The sequence below is a fragment of the Clostridium vitabionis genome (assembly GCF_015351765.1).
Taxonomy (GTDB): domain Bacteria; phylum Bacillota; class Clostridia; order Lachnospirales; family Lachnospiraceae; genus Clostridium_R; species Clostridium_R vitabionis.
In genome coordinates this window covers 1-26,470 of sequence record NZ_JADKQA010000001.1, presented here as the reverse complement: position 1 = coordinate 26,470, position 26,470 = coordinate 1, and the positions used below count along the sequence as shown (strand labels likewise).

The 26,470-nt window shown below is 48.2% G+C and carries 33 protein-coding genes; 10 read left to right on the top strand and 23 right to left on the bottom strand.

Annotation, left to right across the window (positions count from 1 at the left end; all coding sequences use genetic code 11):
* The first annotated feature begins 105 nt into the window (after positions 1–105).
* The 3 genes from ISF27_RS00165 to ISF27_RS00155 are packed head-to-tail and all read left to right on the top strand — an operon-like array spanning position 106 to position 3,476.
* Complete coding sequence (locus tag ISF27_RS00165; RefSeq protein WP_194608009.1) at positions 106–525, top strand: GntR family transcriptional regulator; 420 nt, start codon at positions 106–108, stop codon at positions 523–525.
* Entirely contained in the window at positions 518–1,423 is a 906-nt protein-coding gene (locus ISF27_RS00160; protein ID WP_194608007.1) for an ABC transporter ATP-binding protein, read from the top strand. The genes ISF27_RS00165 and ISF27_RS00160 overlap by 8 nt, the downstream gene beginning before the upstream one ends.
* Positions 1,395–3,476 (top strand): hypothetical protein, encoded by a 2,082-nt coding sequence (locus ISF27_RS00155; protein WP_194608005.1) that lies wholly within the window; start codon positions 1,395–1,397, stop codon positions 3,474–3,476. The genes ISF27_RS00160 and ISF27_RS00155 overlap by 29 nt, the downstream gene beginning before the upstream one ends.
* A gap of 149 nt (positions 3,477–3,625) precedes the next feature.
* Here ISF27_RS00155 and ISF27_RS00150 read toward each other — a convergent pair whose 3' ends face one another.
* Both ISF27_RS00150 and ISF27_RS00145 read right to left on the bottom strand, forming a co-directional pair.
* Complete coding sequence (locus ISF27_RS00150; RefSeq protein WP_328701452.1) at positions 3,626–4,969, bottom strand: RNA-binding domain-containing protein; 1,344 nt, start codon at positions 4,967–4,969, stop codon at positions 3,626–3,628.
* A 213-nt stretch (positions 4,970–5,182) separates the two neighbouring features.
* Positions 5,183–5,749 carry a flavin reductase family protein gene (locus ISF27_RS00145; protein ID WP_015541466.1) on the bottom strand — a complete coding sequence of 189 codons (567 nt, stop codon included), beginning with the start codon at positions 5,747–5,749 and terminating at the stop codon, positions 5,183–5,185.
* Between the two features lie 120 nt (positions 5,750–5,869).
* Here ISF27_RS00145 and ISF27_RS00140 point away from each other — a divergent pair, with 120 nt between their 5' ends.
* Positions 5,870–6,208 carry a winged helix-turn-helix transcriptional regulator gene (locus tag ISF27_RS00140; RefSeq protein ID WP_117517817.1) on the top strand — a complete coding sequence of 113 codons (339 nt, stop codon included), beginning with the start codon at positions 5,870–5,872 and terminating at the stop codon, positions 6,206–6,208.
* 132 nt (positions 6,209–6,340) lie between these two features.
* On the opposite strand, the gene ISF27_RS00135 is transcribed toward ISF27_RS00140, so the two are convergent.
* The 4 genes from ISF27_RS00135 to ISF27_RS00120 form a co-directional block, all read right to left on the bottom strand.
* Positions 6,341–6,577, bottom strand: a complete 237-nt coding sequence (locus ISF27_RS00135; RefSeq protein ID WP_013978455.1) for a hypothetical protein — start codon at positions 6,575–6,577, stop codon at positions 6,341–6,343.
* Between the two features lie 177 nt (positions 6,578–6,754).
* The gene (locus tag ISF27_RS00130) at positions 6,755–8,182 is read right to left on the bottom strand and encodes an IS5 family transposase (protein ID WP_194608004.1); all 1,428 of its coding nucleotides are present in this window, start codon (positions 8,180–8,182) and stop codon (positions 6,755–6,757) included.
* 110 nt (positions 8,183–8,292) lie between these two features.
* Positions 8,293–11,130 carry a class I SAM-dependent DNA methyltransferase gene (locus ISF27_RS00125; protein WP_194608002.1) on the bottom strand — a complete coding sequence of 946 codons (2,838 nt, stop codon included), beginning with the start codon at positions 11,128–11,130 and terminating at the stop codon, positions 8,293–8,295.
* An 18-nt stretch (positions 11,131–11,148) separates the two neighbouring features.
* Positions 11,149–11,319 (bottom strand): hypothetical protein, encoded by a 171-nt coding sequence (locus ISF27_RS00120; RefSeq protein WP_194608000.1) that lies wholly within the window; start codon positions 11,317–11,319, stop codon positions 11,149–11,151.
* Positions 11,320–11,538: 219 nt separating this feature from the next.
* Here ISF27_RS00120 and ISF27_RS00115 point away from each other — a divergent pair, with 219 nt between their 5' ends.
* The 5 genes from ISF27_RS00115 (at position 11,539) to ISF27_RS00095 (ending at position 15,653) form a co-directional block, all read left to right on the top strand.
* On the top strand, positions 11,539–12,591 hold the full coding sequence (locus tag ISF27_RS00115; protein ID WP_194609570.1) for an IS30 family transposase: 1,053 nt from the start codon (positions 11,539–11,541) through the stop codon (positions 12,589–12,591).
* A gap of 142 nt (positions 12,592–12,733) precedes the next feature.
* Positions 12,734–13,243, top strand: a complete 510-nt coding sequence (locus tag ISF27_RS00110) for a hypothetical protein (protein ID WP_194607998.1) — start codon at positions 12,734–12,736, stop codon at positions 13,241–13,243.
* Positions 13,243–13,470, top strand: coding sequence for a helix-turn-helix transcriptional regulator (locus ISF27_RS00105; RefSeq protein WP_194607996.1), 228 nt, complete (start codon positions 13,243–13,245; stop codon positions 13,468–13,470). Before ISF27_RS00110 ends, ISF27_RS00105 begins: the two co-directional genes overlap by 1 nt.
* A gap of 180 nt (positions 13,471–13,650) precedes the next feature.
* Positions 13,651–14,796, top strand: a complete 1,146-nt coding sequence (locus tag ISF27_RS00100) for an MFS transporter (protein ID WP_194607994.1) — start codon at positions 13,651–13,653, stop codon at positions 14,794–14,796.
* A 5-nt stretch (positions 14,797–14,801) separates the two neighbouring features.
* A complete protein-coding gene (locus tag ISF27_RS00095) occupies positions 14,802–15,653 on the top strand; it encodes a histidinol-phosphatase HisJ family protein (protein WP_194607992.1) in 852 nt (283 codons plus the stop codon).
* Positions 15,654–15,658: 5 nt separating this feature from the next.
* On the opposite strand, the gene ISF27_RS00090 is transcribed toward ISF27_RS00095, so the two are convergent.
* Positions 15,659–15,817, bottom strand: a complete 159-nt coding sequence (locus ISF27_RS00090; protein ID WP_194607990.1) for a hypothetical protein — start codon at positions 15,815–15,817, stop codon at positions 15,659–15,661.
* 219 nt (positions 15,818–16,036) lie between these two features.
* On the opposite strand from ISF27_RS00090, the gene ISF27_RS00085 reads away from it, so the two are divergent.
* Positions 16,037–16,219 carry a hypothetical protein gene (locus tag ISF27_RS00085; protein ID WP_194607988.1) on the top strand — a complete coding sequence of 61 codons (183 nt, stop codon included), beginning with the start codon at positions 16,037–16,039 and terminating at the stop codon, positions 16,217–16,219.
* 242 nt (positions 16,220–16,461) lie between these two features.
* Here ISF27_RS00085 and ISF27_RS00080 read toward each other — a convergent pair whose 3' ends face one another.
* From ISF27_RS00080 to ISF27_RS13140, 16 genes are all read right to left on the bottom strand, one after another.
* Positions 16,462–16,824 (bottom strand): hypothetical protein, encoded by a 363-nt coding sequence (locus tag ISF27_RS00080; protein WP_207727356.1) that lies wholly within the window; start codon positions 16,822–16,824, stop codon positions 16,462–16,464.
* A 27-nt stretch (positions 16,825–16,851) separates the two neighbouring features.
* Positions 16,852–17,091, bottom strand: a complete 240-nt coding sequence (locus tag ISF27_RS00075; RefSeq protein ID WP_194607986.1) for a hypothetical protein — start codon at positions 17,089–17,091, stop codon at positions 16,852–16,854.
* A gap of 174 nt (positions 17,092–17,265) precedes the next feature.
* Complete coding sequence (locus tag ISF27_RS00070) at positions 17,266–18,042, bottom strand: hypothetical protein (RefSeq protein ID WP_194607984.1); 777 nt, start codon at positions 18,040–18,042, stop codon at positions 17,266–17,268.
* Positions 18,039–18,950 carry an ABC transporter ATP-binding protein gene (locus ISF27_RS00065; protein WP_194607982.1) on the bottom strand — a complete coding sequence of 304 codons (912 nt, stop codon included), beginning with the start codon at positions 18,948–18,950 and terminating at the stop codon, positions 18,039–18,041. Before ISF27_RS00065 ends, ISF27_RS00070 begins: the two co-directional genes overlap by 4 nt.
* A 96-nt stretch (positions 18,951–19,046) precedes the next feature.
* Positions 19,047–19,283, bottom strand: coding sequence for a hypothetical protein (locus tag ISF27_RS00060; protein ID WP_194607980.1), 237 nt, complete (start codon positions 19,281–19,283; stop codon positions 19,047–19,049).
* Positions 19,271–19,801, bottom strand: a complete 531-nt coding sequence (locus ISF27_RS00055) for a hypothetical protein (protein WP_194607978.1) — start codon at positions 19,799–19,801, stop codon at positions 19,271–19,273. Before ISF27_RS00055 ends, ISF27_RS00060 begins: the two co-directional genes overlap by 13 nt.
* Positions 19,802–19,813: 12 nt before the next feature.
* Positions 19,814–20,587, bottom strand: a complete 774-nt coding sequence (gene yaaA, locus ISF27_RS00050; protein ID WP_194607976.1) for a peroxide stress protein YaaA — start codon at positions 20,585–20,587, stop codon at positions 19,814–19,816.
* On the bottom strand, positions 20,584–21,039 hold the full coding sequence (gene bcp / locus ISF27_RS00045; RefSeq protein WP_194607974.1) for a thioredoxin-dependent thiol peroxidase: 456 nt from the start codon (positions 21,037–21,039) through the stop codon (positions 20,584–20,586). The genes yaaA and bcp overlap by 4 nt, the downstream gene beginning before the upstream one ends.
* An 88-nt stretch (positions 21,040–21,127) precedes the next feature.
* Positions 21,128–21,481: an iron chaperone gene (locus ISF27_RS00040; protein ID WP_194607972.1), complete on the bottom strand. Its 354-nt coding sequence runs from the start codon at positions 21,479–21,481 to the stop codon at positions 21,128–21,130.
* The gene (locus ISF27_RS00035) at positions 21,478–21,888 is read right to left on the bottom strand and encodes a peptide deformylase (RefSeq protein WP_194607970.1); all 411 of its coding nucleotides are present in this window, start codon (positions 21,886–21,888) and stop codon (positions 21,478–21,480) included. The genes ISF27_RS00040 and ISF27_RS00035 overlap by 4 nt, the downstream gene beginning before the upstream one ends.
* A 4-nt stretch (positions 21,889–21,892) precedes the next feature.
* The gene (locus ISF27_RS00030; RefSeq protein WP_194607968.1) at positions 21,893–22,234 is read right to left on the bottom strand and encodes an arsenate reductase family protein; all 342 of its coding nucleotides are present in this window, start codon (positions 22,232–22,234) and stop codon (positions 21,893–21,895) included.
* A complete protein-coding gene (locus ISF27_RS00025) occupies positions 22,231–22,689 on the bottom strand; it encodes an AlkZ-related protein (protein ID WP_328701447.1) in 459 nt (152 codons plus the stop codon). The genes ISF27_RS00030 and ISF27_RS00025 overlap by 4 nt, the downstream gene beginning before the upstream one ends.
* Positions 22,690–23,092: 403 nt before the next feature.
* Positions 23,093–23,674, bottom strand: coding sequence for a hypothetical protein (locus tag ISF27_RS00015; protein WP_194607961.1), 582 nt, complete (start codon positions 23,672–23,674; stop codon positions 23,093–23,095).
* A 164-nt stretch (positions 23,675–23,838) separates the two neighbouring features.
* The gene (locus tag ISF27_RS00010) at positions 23,839–24,876 is read right to left on the bottom strand and encodes an ORF6N domain-containing protein (protein ID WP_407926030.1); all 1,038 of its coding nucleotides are present in this window, start codon (positions 24,874–24,876) and stop codon (positions 23,839–23,841) included.
* 906 nt (positions 24,877–25,782) lie between these two features.
* Positions 25,783–25,983: a DUF3847 domain-containing protein gene (locus tag ISF27_RS00005; protein WP_235986015.1), complete on the bottom strand. Its 201-nt coding sequence runs from the start codon at positions 25,981–25,983 to the stop codon at positions 25,783–25,785.
* 255 nt (positions 25,984–26,238) lie between these two features.
* A partial coding sequence (locus ISF27_RS13140; RefSeq protein WP_207727354.1) for a hypothetical protein occupies positions 26,239–26,470 on the bottom strand: 232 nt, incomplete at its 5' end.

The window sequence follows — 26,470 nt, the reverse complement described above, 5'->3', positions numbered from 1 at the left end:
AAGGTTTTTCCTGGAAAATTCCCGCGCCCCGGATTTCCTCTTGACATTCGCTAAGTGTATTAGTACTATTAGTACAGTTAATACGCAAAGGAACTGGAGGCGTCTATGATTCAGATTGATTATCAGGACAGCCGGCCGATTTATGAGCAGATCGCGGAAAAATACAAAACGCTGATCCTCAAGGGTGCGCTTCTCCCCGACGAGAAGATGCCATCGGTGCGGCAGCTGTCCATGCAGCTCTCCGCCAACCCCAACACGGTTCAGCGGGCGTACAGCGAGCTGGAACGGCAGGGATTTATCTACACCGTCAAGGGAAAGGGCAATTTCGTCCGGGGAGATTCCTTTCTCCGCGAAGAGCGGCTCCGGGAACTTCGGCAGGCGCTCCTTGACCTCATCGCGGAGGCCGGGGAGGTCGGCATTTCCCCGGAGGAACTGTTCCGGGGAATCCCGGCGGGCGGCAGGAACACAGCGCCGGAAGGCGGGGAGACAGGAGCCGGAAGGCAGGGAGGGAAGCAGGATGATTGAAGTAAAAGATCTGGAGAAATCCTTTGGCAGCTTTAAGGCGCTTGGAGGTATCTCCCTGAATATCCGGAACGGGCAGGTCTTCGGCCTGATCGGGACAAACGGCGCGGGGAAAAGCACGCTGCTCCGGATTGTCTCCGGCGTCATGCGGGAAGATCAGGGCAGCGTCACGATCGACGGGCGCACGGTCTTTGACCGGCCGGAAACGAAGAAAGACCTGTTTTTCATCGCCGACGACCCCTACTTCTTCCCGAACAGCAGGGCGGCCGACATGGCGGGCTTCTACGCTTCCGTCTATCCGTCCTTCGATACCGCCCGCTTTGGCAAGCTGCTCGGCGATTTCGGCCTGGATCCGAAGCGCCGGATCAATACGTACTCCAAGGGCATGAAAAAGCAGCTTGCGATTCTCCTCGGGCTCTCCGCGCGGACAACCTATCTGCTCTGTGACGAAACCTTCGACGGCCTGGATCCGGTAATGCGGCAGGGCATCAAGGCCCTCTTCGCGCGGGAAATGCTGGACCGCGGCCTCACCCCAGTCATCGCGTCGCACAATCTCCGCGAGCTGGAGGATATCTGCGACCACATCGGCCTTCTCCACAAGGGCGGCGTCCTCCTCTCCGAGGATCTGGAGACCATGAAGATCGGGATCCAGAAGATCCAGTGCGTCCCGAAAAATGAGGCTGACCTGCAGGCCGCCCTCGAAGGGCTTGAGGTGCTCAGCCTTGCGAGAACCGGCCGCCTGGCGGTCATCACCGTGCGCGCGGAGCGGCAGGAGATCCTCCGTCGGTTCGGCGGCGTGGATATGCAGTTTTTCGAGGTTCTTCCCCTCACACTCGAGGAAGTCTTTATCAGTGAAACGGAGGCAGTCGGCTATGACATCAAAAAACTCATCCTTGATTGACAGCGGGAAATTCCAGAAGCTGCTGTTCCGCAGGAGGCTCTGGCCGGCGGCCATGACCGGGCTCATCTTCTTCATCTACCATATCCTTGCCCCTGGCCTCATCCTGAATCCCAACAGCCATTTCAACGCATTCGGGATCGCGGCGGACAGCCAGGGTCTGAGCCTGCCGCAGCGGTACGCGCTGGACATCTTTTCCGATGAGGGGGCATTCTACCTGCTGATCACTACCGGCATCGCCATTGTCCTCGCGATCCAGGGCTTTGCCTGGCTGGACAGCCGCAGGCAGCTCGATTTCTATGAGAGCCAGCCGGTTTCCCGCAGGCAGCGATTCTTCGGGACAGTCCTGAACAGCTTCCTGATCTACGCGGGCTGCTACCTGGCGACGCTCGTTCCCGGCCTCCTGATCGCCGCGGGGAACGGTGCCATGAGCGCGCATCTTCCGGCCGGTGCCTTCCGCCGCTTCGGCCTCGCCCTCAGCCTGTTCGCCGGGGTTTACGGCATAAGCGTCCTCGCCGCGCTGCTGACCGGAACCGTCATCTTCGCGGTGCTGGGAACCTTTATCCTCCTGAGTGCTGAAGCCGCTTACCGGATTCTTTTTTCCAGCTACAGCCAGACCTTCCTGACCACCTGGAGCACCCAGTGGTTCACGGGAAAGACATTCACAATGCCGTTCTCCTGGTATACAGAGGATAAGTTTCTTCCGAACCTTCTGATCGCGGCGGCCGCCCTCCTCCTCTCCTGGATCAGCTTCCGGCTCAGGAAGAGTGAATCCGCCGGCACCACGGTGGTCTTCGCCCCGGTGAGGCTCCTGGTCAAGACCGGGATTGTCCTCTACGTGAGCCTTCTCGCCGGGCTGTTCGGCGAGAACCTGTTCAGCAGCTCGGAATTCGCCGCGCCGGTGATCCTGATCCTCTTCTTCACCGCGCTCTGCTGCTGCATCATGGAAATCATCTACGCGATGAGCTTCCGCGACCTGTTCCGCCACCCGGTACAGATCGCCGTCTACAGCGCGGCCGCGCTGGCCATTTTTGTGGGATTCCGCCTGGATCTCTGTGGAGTGAACCGCTATGTCCCCGACGCGTCCAGGGTGGAGAGCTGTGCCCTCCTCTTCGAGCAGAATCATTATAACAACTCCTTCTATGTCCCGGAGACCGGCGATGTATCCTACGACATGCAGCAATATCTGGAGAAGAACATGGTGCTCGGCGATGTCCCAGCTGTCCTGGACCTCACCCGCCGTGGGATCGAAGAAACCGTGGCAAATGCGGACCGGGATGAGGACACCGGCGTATTTTCCCGCAGGATCAATGTCGAGGTGCTCTTCCGCTATAAAAACGGGAGGAAGGCATGGCGGGAATTCCATGTCGACGCCGTGCAGGACGCCGCCCTCCTCGACGTGGCATTTTCCTCCACCGATTACAAGGATGCCCGCTATTTCCTGAATGACACCTTCTTCAACGGCCATGCCTCGGAGATCGAGTTGACCGCCTCAAACGCCTGGGGTTCGAAGAACGGCACCGGCGGTTACGCCGCCTTTCTGGACGCCTACCGCAGGGATCTCGCCTCCTTCCGCTTTTCCGACGGCGGCTCCGCCCCGCTGACCGGCTGTGTAACCGCGGAGTATGACATGAAGCGGGCAAATCCCGATTCCTGGTATACCGTTTACCACCAGTTCCCGGTATTTGAGAGCTTCACGAACACCCTCGCCTATCTCCGGGAAAATGGCCTGTGGATGGACATTCCCGCAGACCTCTCCGGAATCCAATCCGTTTCGGTCGACATCATCGATCGTGATGGAAACTCGGATGAGGAGCCGCGGGAAGTGACCTATAAGGATCCGGCACAGATCCGGGTCATCTGTGATTCCGCGGTATTCGTCGCGGATAATTTCCCCGGCGGCTATTATCCGGAATGGATGGCTGAGACCGGGGACGGGAGCGGGATCTATGCGGTAACTGTCCGCTACATGGACGGCACGACAGGATCCGGCTCGGCGTCGGGTTATTTCCGAAAAGGAAGCGTCCCGGGCTTTGCCGCCGCGGACCTGAAGTAAAAGCAAATTTGCTAAGTGAGGACAGCGCTTTCGCTTGTCCTCACTTAGCAAATTTACATAGCTCGCACTAAACTCGCGCTTTGCCCTCTCCTCTTTCTCGTATCGTATCTTAAATTACGCAAGAAGTACCTTCTTAACCCTGTTACGCGTTAATTGCCTTGCGGATAAAGTCTTCCATTTTCAGACTTTTTCTTCCCGCACTTCCCGTATTTTGTATTTTTTCCTCTCCCATATTTTTCAATTCGACCTTTAGCAATCATTTGCTTCAATAACCTGCTGGCAGTAGCCTGGCTCACTCCAAGAACTTCATTTACTTCTGAACGCGTTATGAAGTTTTTGTTTGTAAGCAGCTCCATGATCTGCTGTTCCGCGGGGAGCAGAGGTTCATTTTCATCTATTTCTTCTCCGCATCTAGGCAAAACCAATTTAAAAGAATTAGGTCCGGTTTCTATATCAGGCTGCCTCGCCTGGCCTGCATATGCACTGAATATTTTCTGAATGCCGGTTCCGTAAGCTTCAATTAACTTCATTCGATAAAAAATATCTGCAAGCCTTTTATTTCTGCAGATAGACAGCCCCAGCAATACGTCCTGGATCTGAATTCCCGGCAGCAGACCTCCCACAGAAACAAATTCCATGCGATCCGAGTAAATACTAATCAATGTGCTGGCACTGTATGAGTAATCACGATGCACCAGGCTGTTTAACAAAGCTTCTCTTACTGCATTTTCCGGAAAATCTCTGTGATCATTTCTGTATAGGCCCTCAAAGGACGCACTGGTAGGATTGTTCAAGTCTAAATATTCATAACAATCTGCCATCTGCCTAAATATAGATCCGCCGAACTCTTTTCTATCGATAAACTTTACTTTATCAGTCCCTCCAAATACTGCGCACTTTATTGTATATGGGCACTCATCCGATAACAGCAATCCAAGATTTGTATACAGCCCATTATGATCAACAATCCCAAGTGTCTTTTCCTTAAGCGTATCCAGCGTTATTCCTCTGTTTTTAAACTCCTTCCGCAGTTCATCAAATGTTAATTTCTGTAAAATAGAACGGCGTTCTTCAAAGCTATCGCCATCCGATATTTTAATCATTTGTCGGATAGCATCCTCCGAGGCCTGCGCCGATTCATTCCCCTGACGAACATATACCCCGGAAGGTTTTAACCCATGTTTTGCAATATAATACGGCTTGTTACTCCCCTCCTGCACCTGCACCTTAACAACGGTTTTGCCATCGATCAGCAGCCTTTCATATTGGACAAATCTTGTCAGATCCGGTTTTATTGCGTCTCTTACCATCGAAGAAATACGGTTTGATATCTCATCATAATTATCAACGCCACATACTTCTCCGTAATCTGTCACGCCAATATATATGGTTCCTCCTTGTGAATTGGCAAAAGCAACTACTTCCTTCTTCACATCTTCTACATATTCAGATTTCAATTCAACAGAAGAACTTTCTTCAAATTTCATATTCATCACAGCCCTCTATTCATTCTTGTCTTCTTTCTATTCATTATAATCATTCTATGCATTCAAATCAACAGATCTTTCGTGGCATACGGTCATGGAATCCATCCGCAGCCTATATGAACTGGCACGGGAGTTAGCGATCAGTACATCGGCATTTGTGAAATCCGCATATTTTAAGAAGGAGCCTTCGCTTATGCGAAAGCTCCTTCTTTGCACACCTTACTTTTTCAGCTTCAAGCCGTCGCGGAACGCCTCGCCCACACGCTCGGTGACCTTGTAATAACCGTGGGTATAGGGGTCAAATGCGATGGCATTGACCTTAGACATATCAATTTTTCCGTCCACCATAACGCTTTCATCGGCAGTGACATTGACTACCTTACCGATGACGCCGCATCCGTATTCATTGTTCTGATACTCGATGAACTTGCACTCCAGACAAATCGGGAACTCGTTGATGACCGGCGCATCGACGGCTTCGGCTTTGCTTGCGGTCAGACCGCTGCGGGCAAATTTGTCGCCTACTTTATTGCCGGACTCCACGCCGAAATAGTCCGCTTCCACCATGTGGGCGGCATCGGCAATGCTGACGGTAAACGCGCCCCGCGCTTTGATGTTCTGCACGGTTTTATGAGTCTCGGTGAGGTTCAAGGCGACGGTGTCCCTCTCCTGCATCGTTCCCCACGCGGCATTCATGACGTTCACGCTGCCGTCCTCGTTATAAGTCGCAACCATCAGAACCGGCATTGGGAAAATGCCCTCGGTGATTTTCAGTTTTGTTCTCATGCTAACTTCTCCTTGTGATCAGATTGACAGGACTGTTCATCCTGCTTATAATTATATCCACGCAAATTATAAATTCAAGTACTGATAATTATGATAGGTACTATCTTAGAGGAAAGTGAAATGATAAAAAATTATATTGAGAACGCCAATTTCGAGGACACCGGCTTTGCCTACACGCTGTCGCTGATCTCCGGCAAGCACAAGATGGTCATTCTCTATTGTCTGATGGAGTTTGAAACCGTGCGGTTCAATGAGCTGAAACGGTATCTGAAAACCATTTCCGACAAGACCCTCAGCACGAATCTCAAAGAACTGGAAGCTGACAAACTGATCGTCCGCACCGAGTATCCGCAGATCCCGCCGAAGGTGGAATATACGCTTTCGGAACGAGGAAAATCGCTGATGACTGTGCTGGATCAGCTCTGTGTTTGGGGCGAGGAGAATCGACTGACAGAGTGAACCATTCAATTTTGTTGAGTTGAGAAACTTTATCTCGCTTTACAAATCAATACACTTAACTTCCAGCCTTTTTGACACTCAACCAATCAACAGCCAGTAGCGGTCTCACTTACCTATTACTGGCTGTTTTCTTTATTCTGTCTCCGGAGCGCCTTTAATAAACGCCATGATCTCCGCGTAAGAGCGATCACTTTTTATAACAGCTTCCATAAGTTCTTCCTTCCGCATCTCATTGCGGAGTTTGATCAGCTCTGCCAGCGTTTCTTTCTCTGCTTCGTATTTCGCTTTTGCTTTCTCCAGAGCAGCCTTCTGCTGTTCGATCTTTGCATCTAGTGTGTCTGTGTTGACCTTACGTCTTCCGCGTGCCATCTTGCTTTCCCTCCTATATCCTGACCTTCCGCACCTTCGGGTTCATCTGGTCGCTGATCTCCCGGGCTTTCCTTTTTACATAGTGTCTGCTCAACATTGGGTCCAATTTTAGCAAACTGCAAAGGTATCTGGACGGCTGCCAACCGTACAGTGCAGCCCGGAATTCTGGCGAATTGCTCACGTTGCATCGTCCATTTCGATGAACTGCGCTGTTTCCGGCCCGTATCCGCAGTCCGCAAAATAAAGCACAAAAAGATTCCCTGTAGGAATTGCGAAGAGGTTGGTGACATAGACTGATAATGCGATAGATGCCAGTGTTGTTTCAGCCAGTCTGGTCATAATGAGACCAGCGCCGTTACAACGCTTCTCCCTGCTGAAGAAGCGCTCTACCTCGATCCGGTCAGTGTTGTCTTTATACTCCTCCCGGTTAGCCTTATGATCGGCTGCGGGACGCCCCAGTCTCGGGCCGGAGATGCGGATGCCGTGCTCTTTACAGTAAGCACGGTTCGCCCTTGTCCTGTAGATCTGGTCAACAAGAACCCGTACCGGATAATGCCCGGTGCGTTCCTTATAACGTTCTACCGCATCCTGCAGGACAGAGCTCTCATTGTAAGGATCAAACTGGAGCTTCTCCAGGCGGGCGTGGCCCTTTTCGTCAATGCTGACATCATACTTGGCGCCAAACTCCACGGGAGACTTGGCTTTGCCGCGCACGATGGGACGGATATACGGCTGGCTGATGCTCACAATCCGGTCATCCACTCTGTGAGTGTTGTTATCAAACATGTACTTCTGCTGTTCGTACAGCTTCTGGACGGTCAGATAGCAGTCAATATACTTCTGTGGCAGGGCATAGCCTTCTGTCATGTATGCCTCCAGATACCGCAGATCGCGATTCAGGCAGCCAAGCTGCTTACGGATCAGGCTCCGGAGCTTCTTCGTCGGGCGTTTTTTGGCTTTCGCCATGGCAAGATATTCTTTTCTTGCGCGCCTCCGGTATGTTCTGGGCTTCGTCCATGGATGATACTGGTGATGGAAATAGTCAATCATCTCTTCGAGCTTCTCCCTGGCATCATTGAGAAGCACAAAGTCCTGAGGATACTTGATGTTGGACGGAGAACAGGTGGCATCCAGAATGAAAGTCCCCACGTTCTCCCCGTCGGCGGATTTTTCCGGTTTATCGCCGGCATGTTCCGGCGTGGCAGCGCCTGCAGCAAGGTATTCTTCATTCGCCATCATCAGAAAACGGGAATCCAGCCTGCGGCGAAAATACACGAGAACTGTCGGCTTGAACGGGCAGGTGTCCGAAAACCGGTCCATACCAATGAAGTACTGGTAATACGGGTTTTGGGCGACTTCCTTAACCAGCCTGCGGTCAGAAAGCCCCTCACGTTTCTGAATGATCAGAGCACCGAGAGCAACACGCAGAGGAAAGGCCTGCCGTCCTTCGTGTGAGGGAAAGAGAGAAGCGTACACTTTTTCCAGGCTTGTCCAGTCGATGGCATTTGCAAGCCGGACCCATTCATTGTTTTCATCCAGCGGTGTTCCACAGCTCTGGTTGAAATCAAAAATCGAAATCTGGTGCTCGGACGGTTTTTTGTACATGGCGGACTGCCTCGGATATATCAATAAGTGCAAAGAAATTAGGAGAAATTGCAAAAATCTTTGCACTTATTATACCGCAATCCGCCGTTATTGTCAGTAAATATTGCATTCTACGCTATTGAGCAGACACTACATAGTTCGTGTCGATTCCAAACGCTTTTAGTATCTGCAACAAGACTCTGATACATCTTCATCAGTTCTGCCACACAGTCAGATTCTGTCATATTCGTGGAAAATCCATATGCGTGCATCACGGCTATATCATTCAAAGTGTGTGCTTTCCGCAGTTCTGGTGGCATTGTTAATGGATCATATAAAGCTGCTAAACTACTATTCGGATATTTGGCTCTCGCATCCAAGATGCCTTGTGCCGTTAATTCAATAGCCTTTTTTTGCGATTCTGTAGGATTCGGCCAAGGAAATGTATTGTACACATTACTTGCTGAATATTGATAGTCTGACTTCATTCGTCCTGCGACCACTCTCATCCAAGCATTATGGACATTGGAACTTAATACTCCAAACATGTAGTCATCTGCATCTGCAATCATCAAAGCACTTCCACTAATAATAGTAGACGGCTTTACAAATGATATTGGTATATATCTGCGCTTTTCCGAGGAAACTTTAGGAAATACGAGCATATCGCTATTCGGCTGTCTTATTTCACCAAACAGCATCGGAAATTGAGCTGCTTGCTTTGTCTGCGGACGACCACTTTTTTCACGAAACACCTTTACTCTTTCTATTCTCTCGACAATACTTGGAGACTTTTTGATTTCATTAGGATCAGCGTCAACTAGCCATAAGCACCAATGTTTTTTATTTTTCAGAAGTTCTGCACCACCCGCATAATCTCTGATATAACACTTGCATTTAGGATTTTCTGATAAGATTTTTTCAACATCTTCCTCCTCTAGCGTAAATGCACCATCATCTATCGGCATACTCCCATATACCATACGTGGGACATCACAGAGAGGTTTTGTCCTCGCTGCAACGATGATAAACGGACCATTGATCAAATATGGATTAATTTCCTTTACTGCTCTAACTTCATCACCATCAAAAATTTTCCTTACGCTATTATTTGCGTTTATAGCATTTGTGAATCCAATGATAACGCAATGCACATGCGCCTTAATATCTGCTTCGCTATCCCATCGAAAAGTTCGGTAAGCAAAAATAATTCTTAATCCTTCCTCCCGTAATATTGGCCATAGTACAGGCACCTGCTCTCCCTGCGTAATACTGTTTGTAGATACAAAAGCACATTTTACCTTCGATTGACCAATAAATTTAATTGCTTTAATGTACCAACAGCATACATAGTCCAGTATTCCAACACCTTTCCTATTATCGAAAGCATCAAACACCTCTTGTTTTTGTTTTGCCGTTTGCTCTTTTTTCCCTACAAACGGCGGATTTCCCATGATGTAATTCAGCTTCTGTGCCGGAATCACGTCATTCCAGTCAATCCGCAACGCATTTTCCTCAATGATGTTCGCATTCGTTTTTAATGGCAGGAACTCCAGATGGACACCGTAGAGAATGTTCTCCGTCTCCTTCATCATCTGGCTCTCAGCAATCCAGAGCGCTGTCTTTGCGACGGTAACTGCGAAATCATTGATCTCAATACCATGAAACTGACTTATGGAAACCTTGATTGGATTCTTAACCTCACCGATCATCATTTGCCCATGTTCCATTGCCTCAATCGCTTCATTCTCCAGACGACGAATCGAAAGATACGTCTCAGTAAGGAAGTTTCCAGAACCCGCGGCGGGATCCAGGAACTCCAACGACGCCAATTTTTCCTGATATGTCTCTAGTCTCGACGTGCGTGTACGCAGTACAGATATCGACTTGATTTCCTGAAGCTCTGCTTTCAGATCATCAAGGAACAATGGATCAATGACCTTGTGAATGTTCTCAATCGAGGTAAAGTGCATCCCACCGGAACGTCTTGTCTCCGGATTCAAGGTGGATTCAAAAACCGCGCCGAAGATGGTCGGGCTGATGTCTGACCAGTCGAAGTTCTCACTTGCTTCTCTGAGAAGGAGTTCACGGATCTCATCCGTAAACATGGGAATCTCAATATTCTCATCTCTGAAAAGTCCGCCGTTGACGTAAGGAAACGCAGCAAGTTCCGGCTCCAGATAGGGATCTCTCTCCTCCGGCTTCTGATCCAGTACGCGGAAAAGATCAATCAGTGCATTTCTCATCCGCTCGGTTCTGAAGGTCTGGAGATAATCATGGAACATTCCCTTCTCGCCGAAGATTCCGGAATCCTCTGCATACAGACAGAAAACCAGACGGACACAGAGAGCATTCAGACTTTTCAGTGAATACTCATTCTGTGGATCTTTGTACTGTTTGATCAGTGCATCATAGAGTTTGCCTACGATTGTTCCGGCTTTGATAGAAATCTCCATTTCATGCGAGATCTCTTTAACATCCTTCTTGACCAGAAAATCGAGCAGAGAGTACTTGGTCTGCAGATCCGGAAGCTCTATCTTTGTCGGCTCCGGGACTGCCGCATCCATGTCATAAATCCAAATATTCTGAAAGTTGCTGGTCACAATCCAGCGGGCCTTTTCCTTGTATGGAAGATTGTCATTGTACCGCTTTGCCTGCTCATACGGTGTCAGCATTTCTCCGCCGGACTGCGGCTCCTTCTCATCCAGTTTATGCACAGATCCCTTCTGTTCAATCAGGGCTTTGACTTCTGGAATATAGCCGTCAATATAACGGGTGTGGACTTTGCCATCGCCCTCCGGAAGCTTCACTGGCTTCTCAAACTGGATATACTCTGTCACATTGTTTACTCCAAAAACGTTCTGGAGTAGCTGAATCCAGTAAGGATGGCAGTCCTGCTTTTCATCTCCGCCGGATAACCATTTATTGATAAACTGCCGCGCAGCTTCACGCTGTTCTGCATCTGTCATAACCGTCTCCCCCCTCTATCAGTCTTTCTCTTCGTAATCGGCAATCCAGCTTGCCAGCACGCCAGCCATAGTCATCCCCTTCTGTTTTGCGATTCTCTGGAGCTTTGTCTTATTCTCTTTGGAGATGGAGAGGGTGAGCTGTGTGCGCTCTTGATTTACAGATCCTTTTGTTTTGTCTGTTCCATCCATGGATTGCCTCTTTCGATAATTATGAGCGATCAAATAATTGATTTTCAATTATTTTTATCATAGCAAAAGAGGCACTCGACAACAACGGAAAACAGTTATTCCTTTTCTTTCGCCAATTGTAAAATGAAGTTGGACATCTGAATAAAATAAAGATCCATGGCGGGATCTTTGGTAGAATGTAAGTCACCACAACAAACTTTCTACAGGAGAATCGTCACCATGGACTACTTTCATTCTACCACAACTTCCCATAAGAAAGGTAAACATCTTTCATATGAGGAACGAGTTCTTATTCAGATTCGTTTTAAAGACAACTGCTCCATTCGGGCAATTGCCCGTGAGATCGGCTGCTCACCGAGCACTGTCTCGAATGAAATAGCACGTGGTTCCGTTGCCTTGTATAACGGCAGCGTGACCCGTTATAAGGCGTCTGCCGGTCAGAAAGCCTATGAGGACAACCGAAAGCACAGCTGCCGGCATTATGACTTCCTGAGCAAATCAGCGTTTCTGGAGTATGTATTGAAACACTTTACAGAAGACGGCTGGTCATTGGACGCCTGTGCTGGACGCGCTATTCTCGATGGTCAATTTACCAGAGAACAGATCGTCTGCACAAAAACGCTTTACCGCTATGTTGATCTTGGCTTCTTTGACATCAGAAACTATAACCTTCCTGAAAAGCTGAAGCGTAAGTCCAAGAAACATAGATCTCGGATCAACAAGAAAAAGCTTGGCCGCAGCATTGAGGAACGTCCCAGAGAGATCGAATCCCGTGAGGAATTCGGACACTGGGAATGCGACCTCGTATTGGGCGCTAAGACCCGGGATGACCAGGTCCTGCTCACTCTTGCTGAACGCAAAAGCCGTGAGTTCCTGATGCTTCCTATTGCTGACAAGACATCAGTGTGTGTCATGGAGGCAATCAAACAACTTCAGGAGATTTACAGCGAACACTTCAGCGAAGTGTTCAAAACCATCACGACCGATAACGGTTCGGAATTCGCCGACCTTTCAGAACTTGAGAAGATGGCTGATACGCTTGTCTACTATGCTCATCCCTACACGTCCTGCAATAAGGGAACCGTAGAGCGGCATAACGGTCTGATCAGAAGGTTCATACCAAAGGGGAAGCGGATTGATGACTTTACCGGTCAGCAGATCTCCGATGTGGAGACCTGGTGTAACTGTCTCCCGAGGAAGGTCCTGGGTTATAGAACCCCGGATGAAATCTTCGAGGAGGAAATCGACCGAATCTACCAGGCTACTGCCTAGCAGAGGGTGTCCAACTTGTTATTGCAATTTGCGATTGTTATATTATTCCTAAAAATATGTAATATATAGTTGACATTTTGCTATTCATCATGCTATGCTCTTGATGTCAAATAAACTTGACACAAAGTAAGGAGGACGAATCATGTATTACAAAATAGGTATCGGTTTTGTATTACCATTTGCAGTTTTTGTGCTTATCGTGCTTATACTCAACGAGAAGAAAAAGCCTAAGCAGGTTGTGTATGATGAAATGCAGACAGCAGTCAGGGGACGTGCGTATCATTATGCGACTGTCACCGGTGTTCTTGCCGGGATCATAACTTCGTTCCTTCTGGACTGGGATGCATTCCCTATGGACGGAAGACTTGCAATAATGACTGTCAGCTTTCTGATGGTTACAGTGTACGTTGTCTATATGGTCATGAAGGGCGTTTACTTTGGCGTTTCCGGAAATTGGAAGAAAGGAACTCTCCTGTTCTTTATCATCGGTCTCTGCAATCTCATCACTGGCATACTTCGTATCGCCGAGGATGGGCTGCCGGAAGGGAAGCTAACCGCTACCAACACCACACTCATAATGGGCGTTATGTTTATGGTCATCGTGGTTGCCGTAATAATCCAGAAGCTGCAGGAAAAGAGGAATGAGGACTAATGAAAAATCTGAAGATGAAGTCCGCAAGAGCCGCCAAAGACCTCTCCCAACAGCAGCTTGCCGATTTGGTCGGCGTGTCACGGCAAACAATCAACGCGATTGAAAAAGGGGACTATAATCCCACCATCCGCCTCTGCATCGCCATCTGCAAAGCGCTGGATAAAACGCTTGACGATCTATTCTGGGAAGCTGGATACATTCAAAACCACGGAGATGCAACAACATGAATTTGCCACGCTCATCGTCTTATTCCGCTCCTGATCCATGACATCCCGCCCCGCAAGTGCTTCTAACATTGCACGCTTGATCCATCCCTCCGGAAGGATCTTCGTCACCTTCTCCACGACGTTCTTCAATACCCGCAATTTGAAAAGCTTCTGCAACATCAACGCAAAGGGGCAACTCGCATGATCCACATCCTTCTCGTCATCATCTATCTTGCGTTCATCAGCCTTGGCTTGCCGGATTCCCTGCTTGGATCAGCCTGGCCGGTCATGCACATGGAATTTAGCGTACCGATATCCTACGCCGGCGCGGTGTCCATGATGATCGCAGCTGGCACCATCATCTCCAGCCTGCTCAGCGACCGTCTGACACGAAAGCTCGGCACTGGCCGGGTAACGGCCATCAGCGTAGGCATGACGGCGGCCGCTCTGTTTGGCTTCTCTATTTCCGGCACCTACTGGATGATGCTCTTATGGGCAATCCCTTATGGCCTCGGCGCAGGCAGCGTGGACGCGGCACTAAACAACTATGTGGCGCTGCACTATACAAGCCGCCATATGAGCTGGCTTCACTGCTTCTGGGGTGTTGGTGCATCCGTCGGCCCGGTTATCATGGGTGCGGCCATCACGGGCGGCAGGGGATGGAACGGCGGTTATCGGATCATCAGCATCCTGCAAATCATCCTTACCGCAATACTGGTGTTCAGTCTTCCGCTTTGGAAGGGCCGGGGCGAAGAGAAAAAAGAGAATACAGCAGCCCCTCTGTCCCTGCGCCAGATCATCGGCATCCCCGGCGCAAAGTTCGTCATGGTATGCTTCTTCTGCTACTGTGCGTTGGAGCAGACCACTGGGTTGTGGGCCAGTACCTTCTTGATGCTGAGATGGAATGTCAGCGCGGAGCAAGCCGCGACGCTGGCAGGACTGTTTTTCATTGGCATCACCACCGGACGTGCTATCAGCGGCTTTGCCACCTTCAAATTCAACGACTCGCAGATGGTCCGCATCGGACAAGGCATTATGCTTGCGGGCATCATAATCATGCTCTTACCCATCAGCAAGACCTTGGCAATGATCGGTATCGTCGCCATCGGTGTTGGCTGCGCACCTGTCTATCCAAGCCTGATTCATTCGACACCGGATCATTTCGGTGCGGACAAGTCCCAGGCTATTATAGGTTTGCAGATGGCCAGTGCCTATCTCGGAACCTGCCTGATGCCGCCGCTTTTCGGCGTGCTGGCAAATGCTCTGTCCATCGGACTCATGCCATTTTATCTGCTCGCGCTGCTGGCACTGATGATTGTCACGCACGAGCAGCTTTGCAGGAGGTAAATACTATGTTTGCGGATTATCATGTTCACACCAGCTACAGCGACGATTCCGAGTACCCTATGGAAGAAGTCGTAAGGGATGCTGTTTCTCTCGGACTGGAAGAGATCTGCTTTACGGATCATGTGGATTACGGCGTTAAGCGCGATTGGGATGACCCGAGCGGCATACTATACCGCCAAGGCAGATCCGGAGAACCGGAACACATGGCTCTGGCAAATGTGGATTACCCCCGTTATGCTTCTGAGATTGCTGCACTAAAAGACAAGTATAAAGATCAGATCACCATCAAAATGGGGCTGGAATTCGGTATGCAGGTGTATACGATTCCTCAGTATAAAAAGCTGTTCTCCGCCTGGCCTTTTGATTTTGTTATTCTATCCGTGCACCAGATAGAGAACAAAGAATTCTGGACACAGGATTTCCAGTCCGGACATGCTCAGACGGAATACAACCTGCGGTATTATGAAGAAATCCTTGCATTGGTGCAGCAATACCACAACTACAGTATCCTCGGCCACCTGGATCTGATTTCCAGATATGACAAGGCGGGCTCTTTCCCGTTCGAGAAAATCCGTTCCATCATTGAGAAAATCCTGCTCACCGTCATTACAGACGGCAAAGGAATTGAAGTCAATACATCAAGTCACCGGTATGGATTGAGTGACTTGACACCGTCCATTGACATTCTTCGTTTGTACCGTGATCTTGGTGGAAAGATTATAACGGTCGGGAGCGACAGTCACCGAAAAGAACATTTGGGAGCGTATATTGCAGAAACACTAAATATCTTGAAAACGATCGGTTATAAAGAAGTTTATACCTTCGAGCAAATGCAGCCCATCCCACACAAAATATAATCAACTCAACGAAGCTCATAACCAATGTTTCGTGTTCGACCTCTCTGGCGATTTTTCTCCTCAATCAGATCACGCCCTTCCAGTGCAAGCAGCAAAGCATCACGAACCCATCCATCCGGCAGATAGGAGACAATCTTTTCTACGATGGTTTTCATTTTTCTCAAAGCTGATATGTGGCGCGGCAAATTGTGATCTCCACAAACAGCATTTTTTAGGAGGCAAAAACGACAGAATAAAGCGGCAGATTGTGAACCAGCATCACATGATTATTATATTATAAGAACCCGTCAGCAGATTTCAAAAACCACAATAGGGCAAAAGAAAAACCTTACCGATTCTCCAGTTTTGTTCTGAAGATCAGTAAGGTTTTTTAAATCGTATAAATGAGAGATTACGCAGTAAATATCAAAGAAATGTTGCCAATCTGTTGCCAGCACTTAACGGAGTATCATGCCATAAATGGCATGATAAATCAACGTATTTGGCATGATAAATGGCACGATAAATTTTATACGCTGATGATGCTTAACTTTTGCGAAATTGTAAATCCTGAAACCTCTTACTGAATGTATGATTCAAAAAAGGCAGTGGCTGCACAAAACCACTACCTTTTCCATATATTCCACATATTATACGTATTTCTATTCGAGCTCGATCCTGTCAAGCATAATATTAAACTTTTATGCTAAGTTTCGTAAGCTGTCGTATCTCTGGTATTCGTATTAGACTATTTCTATGGACTATCTGATTTATTGTTGCCAAAGTGTTGCCACCGTATTCCTTGCTTATTGCAAGTAGCCCTGATCAGTCACGCAAACGGAGGCAACTCTGATAGAGCGATTCTGGCATAAGCACCGTTCTTCTTATCTTCCGGATGAGGCTCCAGTCCAATAATGGTGATAGATTGCTGATCCGGTCCATATACCCAATACATCCGCATGGCACCGCTTGTCTTATTTTCCAGATAAGACTGCCAGACGCGTTCCCCATAGCGATCCGTCAATTCCTGAATATCATGCGTCTGTAAGCCCGGATGTCTTGGATTCTCGGATAGAAGCTTTAAAGTCTTACCCCACTTTTTATAGAGAGAGGCTTCTTTCTTGCTGATAGTCCCGCTGCGATATTCGCTCTGCAGCCTTGACCATAAAGCTTCCATTTCCGGTATGCCCATTCGAATATTATACTTTATCTCTATGCCTCAAAAATCAGAAAGATCTACCGGATTCGATACCTGACCGAGCTTAAAGTTGCGAATCGCCTGATCCATGCTGGCGAGTGTCTTGGATGATATTTCCTCTGGAGTGATCAGTTCTCGAGGTTCCAACATAATGCAGCCATTTTCATATTCTCTGACGTTGTAATACTGATATTTTGCGCCGCGGAGAGTTACGCGTTTTTTGCTGTCAATATGCACATCGTAATCTTTGACTGCCTCCATAAAATCACCTCCTAGCGTTGTGGGATTTCCCACTAGCAGAATAGCACTTTTAAGCAGGTTGTCAATCCTTTTCCAGCCTGTTCAATCAGAACACCTTATCTCCTAGGCATGGTGAACCTAACCTCGACGAGAAGTTAGTCTATTAGTTCCTCCTTCACCTCTGCCCTTCTGCTGTCAGTTGATGTTTTTCCGGCGGAACAGCCCGCATCCCAGAGCGGACATTCCGGCGATCATGGTAAGATCCAGAACTACTATGCGGACAGGATTCCAGACCTCCCAGGTAGAAAGCTGCGCCGCCTGCCCGCAGGGATTGAGATCGTGGAGGATGCCGCTTAAAAATCTGCGGATTCCCCCAACGTACTTGGGATTCAGAACGCCATCCTTAAATTCGGGTTGCACCAATATGGAATTGGTATGCATGGCGAGAAAAAGCATTACAAAAGCAAGGCCCATGCACAGGATCACCGCCTGTGTTTTATTGCCGCACAGCAGGGTGATAACAGCATACAGGCAGCCGGTTGTAAGGCTCATCCCCAACCCCAGAAAGAAAAATCGGATAAATGTGAGGCTATCGACGTTATTCTCAAAGAAAAACTGTCCGACTCCGGCGGTAAACAAGGTAACAATCGCATACACGATGGCACAGGCAATGCAGCTTACCAAGATTTGAGCAAGAACCAGGCTGCTTCGATGATCTGCTGCCAGCAGCTTATTGCGTATGAAGCCATCGCTGAAATCCGTCCCCACAAATACACTGACCAAAGCACCCATGAATACGCCATACATGCTCATCGGCAGGAATATCACCCTGCTAAGTGGGACGGTATAGTCCATGGAGGTTGCCTGTATTGCCATAAAGGCAGACGCCAGCGCCAGCATCCCGATGAGAGAAAGACGAAGCGCCGCACTTTTCCAAAGACGCTTCAAATCGGCTCGCAACATTCTGATCACTGATCCCCACCTCCTGTCAAAGAGAGAAAATAGTTCTCCAGACTTTCATCCCGTTCCTGCATGGACAGCACTTCACACTTCTCTTTTGCAAGTGCCAGCGTTAGCTGTGTTACATTCACACTTGCGAACACATCCGCAGTTGTGTCTGAAATAATCTGGTATTCCACGCCCATGGCGTCCAGGACACGCGCAAGCACTGATGTATCACTGACCTCCACCCGCACACATTTCCGGCAGGCAGCATTTAACTCCTGTGCACTGAGCTCTTTTACCATCTGTCCATGGTCTATGATGCCGTAATGGGTTGCCAGTCTGGAAAGCTCGTCGAGAATGTGGCTTGAAATCAATACCGTAATCTCTCTTTTCCTGTTCAGTTTTAGGATCATCTCCCGCATTTCAACAATCCCCTGCGGATCAAGACCATTCGTAGGTTCATCCAGAATGAGAAGCCTCGGATCGCCGGACAAGGCAATGGCAATGCCCAGACGTTGTTTCATGCCAAGAGAAAACTGCCTGACCTTTTTCTTTCCAGTATTCTCCAGACCTACCAGCTTCAGAATTTCCGGGATGCTCACATAAGAGGAAATCCCTAATATCCTGTACTGCTGTCTCAGATTTTCTTCGGCGGTCATATCCATGTAAATGGCTGGCGTCTCCACAATCGCACCGATTTTGCGCCGGGAGTTCACAATGTACTTACTGTCATTGCGAATACCAAACAGGGAAAAGCTGCCGGATGACGGCTCCTGTAGCCCGCAGATCAGTCGGATCAGAGTTGTTTTACCAGCGCCATTTCTTCCCACAAATCCATAGATTGCGCCCTTTGGAATGTGCATCGTCAGTCCGTCCAGTGCCGGAATGTTCTTATAGCACTTTGTCAGGTTGTCCGTCTGTAAAACATATTCCATGCTGCTCACCTCCTCCAATCCGTTCTAAAAGCCTTATATACTCTTTACTATTTTCCTTTTCTAATTACCTATCCTTAGATAAGCATAAAAGTAGAACTACATGGCAAGGCCTAAAACGTCTTTCCTGAAATCATCTACCTTTACATGCGCCGGTACCTCTGTGCCGATTATTTTGTAATAGTCCTTAACCTGGCGCGATGGCGTCTCTACTGTAACCATCCCGGAATGATTTCGGAAGCACATCAAAGACTGTGTTTTTCCATACAGTTCGGATGTAGATATACCGCTGCTATTCATCTTCTTCCTTAGTAGAAGGAGAACTACGGTGTCCATAATATCATGCAAAATCTTTCCTCGAACGGTTTCATCGGTCCATTTGGATATAGGAAGAAGATCAAGATATTCCTTGCTGGTCTTGAACACTGTTTCAATATCACGCCGCCCAAAATAGTCGGTAAGCAGCTGCTCTGGAGTCGTATCGATGTTTGAAATTTGTACTTTTCTCTTCCGATCAATGGTTTTATTTCCCAGTACAGCTCTTTGAACGGATAACCCTTTCTGGCCGGCATCCTGCCAATCAGTGTCTTTTCTGTTCCAATATGGAAAGCATCGACAAGATCATTGGAAACATAACCGGCATCAAGAACCAGGGAATCAATCACGATCCCGAGGCTGTCGGCCACATCATTCACAACGTTCATGATGGTATTGATGTCAAGAATGTTTCCTGGAATGGGTAGTCTCTTTGCAGCTGTCCGCTTATGATGCGGCAGGAAGAACACACTTATCAAGAGAAGAGCGACCAATAGCGCGATCAGGCAAATCGTTCTTTTTCTGTTGATCTTCTTCATAAATTCTGATTGTCAGCTACACCCGGCTTTCTTTCCGGGAATTCCCGTGCGGATGAAAACAAATTCCATATCGGACGAGCGATCGGCATCAAAATGATAGCCGCTCCAGTTGAACGCTTTGATCTGATCCGGCTCTTCAGCGTGAATGCCGGCCATAAAGCGCACCATCTCTCCCCTTGCCATTTTGGCATAGACGCCCTTCTGAACGATCTTATTGTCCTCCGGCTCACCGAAGATGCAGGTGATGAAGCGATCGTCCGGCTGCAGATATTTTCCCAAACATCTGGAATACTCCTTCGATGCCAGATTGATGATGATACCGCTATCGTCCCGCGCTTTCTGATAAAGGCTGCCGCCCCAGAAGTCGTACAGATTCTTATAATCGTCGAATGACACCTTTGCCTGCATTTCCAAGCGGTACGGCACCACTCCATCCATCGGCTTTAAGACACCGTAAAAACCGGACAGGATGCGCAGATGCTCCTGCACATACTCGTACTGGCCATCCTCGAACACGGCCGGAGCCATGTAGGTGTACTGGATACCGTCATAGGCAAGGAGCGCCGGCGTAAGATTCTTGTGCAGATCCATCTGTGCAAACCGATCTGCGTTCTGCCGGGCAATTTTGTCATTACAGGCCCAGAGCGCCTTCTGCTGCTCATAGGGAAGAGCGCTGATCCAGTCTTTGAGCATTTCCGTCTTATCCAGAAATACCGGGAGCTCTGTACAGGCGAAGGAATCCGTGTCCACCCGCATCTGCTTTGCCGGGGAGATAATGATCCTCATGACAGCTCACCCAGCATCTGTGCGGGATTGTCGGCGGCCTTTACCTTATCGAAAGCCTTCACGATGATGCCATTCTCATCGATCAGATAGGTCGTCCGGACAACGCCCATCGAGACTTTTCCGTAGTTTTTCTTCTCCTTCCAGACATCGTATGTCTGGATCACTTTCTTTTCAGGGTCCGAGAGCAGTGTAAAGGGAAGCCCATATTTCTCCTCAAATTTCTTATGAGAAGCCACACTGTCCTTGCTGACACCGAGCACGACCGCGCCCTTCTCCCGGAACTGCGGATACAGCTCACCGAACCCGCAGGCCTGCTTCGTGCAGCCCGCCGTCATGTCCTTCGGGTAAAAATACAGAATCACCTTCTGTCCCCGGTAATCCGAGAGGCTGTGCATCTCTCCGTTCTGGTCCGGCAGGGTGAAATCCGGTGCTTCTGTTCCAACTGTCAGCATCTCACGTTCCTCCTTTTATCATCAAAATCCGCTTTTCTAAGGACATTTTTTCTTTCTGTCTACTTGCCATAGTGACCTTTCCGCACGATCAATCCGAGTTATGTTTGCCACACCAGCGTGTTATCTCCGTGACCAAATCAAGAGGAAGGTTATCTCCATATGGGATCTGCACTGCCCCTTTGCTGAACTTCAGGCCGCGTTTCGTGAATTGGTCCGCAAAATGCTCCACTGCCCCAGGTCCCGGATAGATGCCGATATGCTTCTTTGCCGCCGCGAAATGGATGAGGTTATGCCCCTTCCACCATGTAGGCATTGACCAAGAAATCCGCTCTTCTGCTCCGGGAAGCTCCTTCCGGATCGTATCCCGCACGGCACACAGATTGTCTTTTCGCGCCGGATCCTGTCTTTCAATATATTCGTCAATCGGATTCGTCGAGGTCATATGATAATCCCCTCCAGATGATCGCACTCATGCTGGATGATCTGCGCGGTCCAGCCGGTAAATTTCTGAACATGCTTCTTCATGTCCAGATCCTGGTATTCCAGTTCAATCTCGCGGAACCTCTTTGTCTTCCGTGTTCCTGTCAGAGAAAGGCAGCTCTCTTCTGTTTCGAATGGTCCACTCTTCTTCAAAATGACCGGATTCAGCATTGCCACGTTCATAAACCCCATATTGACGACAATGATCCGCTTCTTCACGCCGATCATGTTAGCCGCCATTCCGACGCACTCATCTGTATGCGCCTTCAGTGTATCCAGTAGATCACGGGCGACCTGCAGATCAGCTTTCGTCGCCGGGTCTGATTTCTGTGCGAGGAAGAAGACATCCTTCATAATCTCTCTGACCATATGCTTACTCCCAGTTCTTCCAAACTTCCGGCTGATAGCCAACCGTAGCCTGCCGGCCATTCCGGACCACCGGCTGCTTCACCACTAGCGGGTGCTCTAGAACCTTATCGAACTTATCCTCGTCTGCCAGGTACTTAATCAGGAGATAAGCCTCCCGGTCCTTCGTCTTCTCATCCAAGAGATCGTCCATCCCGCCTACTGCCTGCAGGATTGAGGTCAGTTCTCCTTTACTGAAGCCCTTCTGTGCAAGGTCAATCGCCTGAAACTTAATTCCCCGCTCCTTGAAAAAGCGCTCCGCTTTTCTTGTATCCGCACTCTTCTTCGTGCCGAAAATCTGAATGTTCATGACTGTTGCTCCTTTTTCACAGCAGTCCGAGTTCCTGAACTGCCAGCCAGTTTCAGAATCGCCTTCTCCGCTGCCTCCGGATAGAACTCCTTCACCCTGTCCACAATCTTCTGCAGAGAATCCTTCGGCTCCTCACTGTAAGCCGCTGTCACCAGCTCCCTTCCGAAAATATGCTCCGGCGTCGCCAGCACCGCGATCGCCCAGCCGTAGGATTGTCCTCTCTTGTTCTTCCTCTGCCGAAAATCCCTGCAGACCAGATACGTCTCCATCTCCAGGCTCGTCAGCGTCCCCTCAGAATTCTTCTCTCCGCCCTTTCCGAAGCCGGCCTGCTCCTCCACAGAAAAGCCGGACACATCACCCGCAAAAAGCGGAAGAAAGCCTATCTCTTCCACTCGCCGCTCCAGTTCATCGATGTTATGAATGCATGACGGATCCTCCGCAGGAATGCCCCGCATGATCCATTCTCCGCCTTCTACAGACAAGTTACTCTTTCCTTTCTTCTACCTGGTCAGATCCAGATCGATCAGCCATACCCCGCCGCATTTCTTGTTATTTAAAAAGTTTGAACAAATCGCCTAATCCAAAGGTGGTCTTCCGATAGACCTTGTTATAGATTGCCTTCTTCGGATGTAGAACCCCCATTCCCTTCTTCCCATATCCCGGAATCAATGCCTTTTTCACAGCACGAGTTGCTCTCCCCTTTGTTCTGGCGCTCAATGATTTCTTTAGACTGGGTTTTCTCCTTCCGTACTTCACGTTATCTGCCTCACATTTCAAAAAACTGAACTACCAATCTTTACAAATCGATCTCCAGCTTCGGTGATCTCGAGATTTCTACAATTAGATTTCCGCCGATGATCAGCATATTGCCTGCTGTACATTGCAGATGCAGGCACTGGCGATATTGATATTCATGTGCAATACCGACATTCTCAAGATAGAGATTATTCCCCAGTGTTGTATTTTCATCGGTCTTGTACAGAGAAATATATCCTTCGCCCCATACCCACGTGAAATCAAAGGTCCCTCCGGAAGGTCTTTGCCAATGATATATCGTCCCTGAGGCAGCTGGTTTTTCCCAAGTTTGATAAGCGGCTTTCCTTCAGCACTTGCAGCATTTTGCCCAGATTTACCTTCTACGCGGTCAGCTGATGCATTCCTTTTGTCCGGATCCAGTGACATTTGCAGAAGTCTGTCAGCCACTGCTGTGCCTGACATCACCTTCAGGATCTTTTTCCTGCCGTTTTTATAAGTGATACTGAATGTAAGTTCTGTTCCATCCGGCACAGTCTGACTCATGGCAATCGGATCCCCGAATGCTGAATTTGAGAAGCTCAATCCCCAGGATGTTTTGTTCTTGTACTTCTGTGTCTGCTCTATCAGCACAACGGAAGTTATGTTGTTGTGCTTCTCTCCCTGATTTCTACTGAAGATTCCCATGCGGTCATCCCTCCCGCTTCGTGCCAAAACAGAGCATCCTGTTTCTCTATTTCCTTTTGATTCCTCTCATAAAGACATCCTGATATACGCGCCAGAACTTTTGCTTGAGATACAGCACAGATTTCGAATCCTTGTTTTTCCCATATCCACAGCTAAATTCAGATTTACAACCGGTTCAGTATATCCTGTATTGTTTGCTCATCCTGAATCTGTGAGATTCCGAAACACTTTTTCCCAGCATCTTTTAGTGAGGCACCGACATGGTAACCGACTGTATCATCCAGAATCAGGAAGCGATCATGAAAAGCAGTCATGTGCTTTACCGTAAGCTTTGGATATTGCGAATTAAACGTGTTGATATCTCTATTGCTTAGCCGCGTATTATTGAAGGTATAAATTATCGCATCAACACCGGGATTCTTCTTTGCCAGAATATTAAGCGTCCCAATATCCACATATCCATCTATCAAAACAATTTTCTTAATTGCCTTCTGCACCAGTGAGATCAGAAGCTCAAATGCATCATAAATCTGCCCATCAAAGAATATTTTCTGCTCTGATTCAGCATGATCATCAATATAATCAAAGACCTTATCGAACTTCTCATCAGTCTGTTTCTGATACTCAAGTTGTTTTAACTCAACAGCACTGATTCTTTCGAACAGAGCGGCATTACTGGCAATAAAGCGGCGCATCTCGACAAATGCATTGATGATCTGAATACTGACTTGAATGGCGGTATCGCTCCTTAGAACCGCAGACAGCATCGCTACTCCCTGCTCCGTAAAGACATATGGCATATATCGCCTTCCGCCTCTCCCCTTCTTTGAGGTCACAATTTGTGACCTCAAAGAATCATATTCTTCCTGCGTTAATTGGAACCGGAATTCCGCAGGAAATCTTTCTATATTTCTCTTGACCGCTTGGTTAAAAACTTTCGTATCCACTTTATATAAAGTAGCCAAATCACTATCCAGCAGAACCTGTTGCCCACGGACAATATAGATGAGATCCCTTATCGGCCTTGTATCAGTCTGTATTTCTGCCGATTCAACTGTTTTGATTTCATAAATTAAATCCTTTCGTTTACCATAGGCTCCTCCCACTACCTTCAGATAGTGGGAGGAGCCTGGATGTGGTATAATTGACACTGAGCCACCTTTACAAGAGAAAACCGTTAGTTCCGGCTCAGAACGAGGCACTCTTTGTCCATTGAAAAGTATATATGAGGTTTTAATGTGAAATCCTAGCATTATGTAAAATATACTAAGGTTTAACATGTTTGTACTGCATGGGAAGCTTTAGTACCTGGTACAGACAGTAACTACGAAATCGTAGTTACTGCAGAGCAAGCTTTGTCGAAAGGGGTGCTGTCAACCACCCCATAATGTAACGCCACTTTAGATAGCAATATCTATTGGGGTTAAAGGTCGGAGACGCAAGTCGTTAGTACGACTGGGCAGTTACAAGCCCATGACCTTTAGGTCGTGGGTAGTTGACTATCCATAACGTTCCTCATGCATCTTGAGATGCCAATTTGGCATCTCAAGTTCTGTTATTAATTGTGTAAGCATGTTTTGCACAAATTCGAATTTATCCATTTATCTATTTCTTTCTTCTTGAAACGATAAACCTGACTACCGCAAGCGTAACACCAAAAGTAATACCAAAGGTTAATCCCCACTCTAATTCACTCATCGATATAACCTCCAAATAATTTCAATTTTCTTACACCGATCTGCGAGTTATTTACTTCGCTCGTGATCATGCCTCTCTCAAATAATAATACCCACAAGTTGAACATACCATAAAGCTCCTATGAGCACCAGAATAATTATTATCTGTGTAATCAAAAAGCATTTTCATAAGCTTTCATCCCCATTTGGATAATATCGATTACCAGCACGGTTCAACAAGAGGGTAGCCGTCGGAGACGGCGCAGGGGGAACGCAGTTCCCACTGGATCGGCAGAGCATCCATGATGCAATGCCGATCAGCTATCCGGCGAGGGTGCAGAATGTCCAGTGGACTTCCGCTTTGCACCGACCGAAGCGGAGCGGAGATCTCCGAAGGACGCAATAACACCGGAACGGTGTATAATTGCGCCCTCATAAATTCGGGACTATCCCCTCTTTCGTTTCCGCTTCTTTGATCATCTCCCGGAGCATTGCCTGAACATCATCCTTGTGAAATACAAATGTGAGTAGCTTCATAATCTGCTCATCAGACAGAATGTCCGGTCTCTCAATGAACTTCTCCAGCATCCCGCCGCGACTGCAAAGTCTGTGCGTCCGCTCGGTGCGGGTCAGATGTTTTATCTGATGCTCCTTGATCTTAATTTCGTTCTCATAATACTTTTTCCTCTGCGTGCGCTGATGATGTCAAGGAATGTTCGCAAAAAGCAGGGCCTATCCGAACATGGTTTCGTTCAGATAGACCCTGCTTCTTTTTGCTAATCTTTGTCCTACGTGCTAACCACGCGTATCGCTTCAGAATAATCGCAGAACATCAAATGTTATCATTTTGTTATCAAATCGGCTCCGGAGAGCCTGAGAACCCTTTGTTTATGCCACTTTCAGCGAATAGTTATTTATTCCAGCTCTTCGATTGAAAAGGGGTAAGAGGTCCATAGATCCCATATCAGCGTCTAAATCAGTTCGTTTCTGAACTGTTTTCTTCTGACTCATGAATTTACGGATGATTTGTGAACTTCCAGAGATTTTACAACTAAAGCACCAGATAACGAGCTTCTTTGCAGTCTCTGGAAGTTTTTCCCGTTTCAGTCTTCCTCTTCTG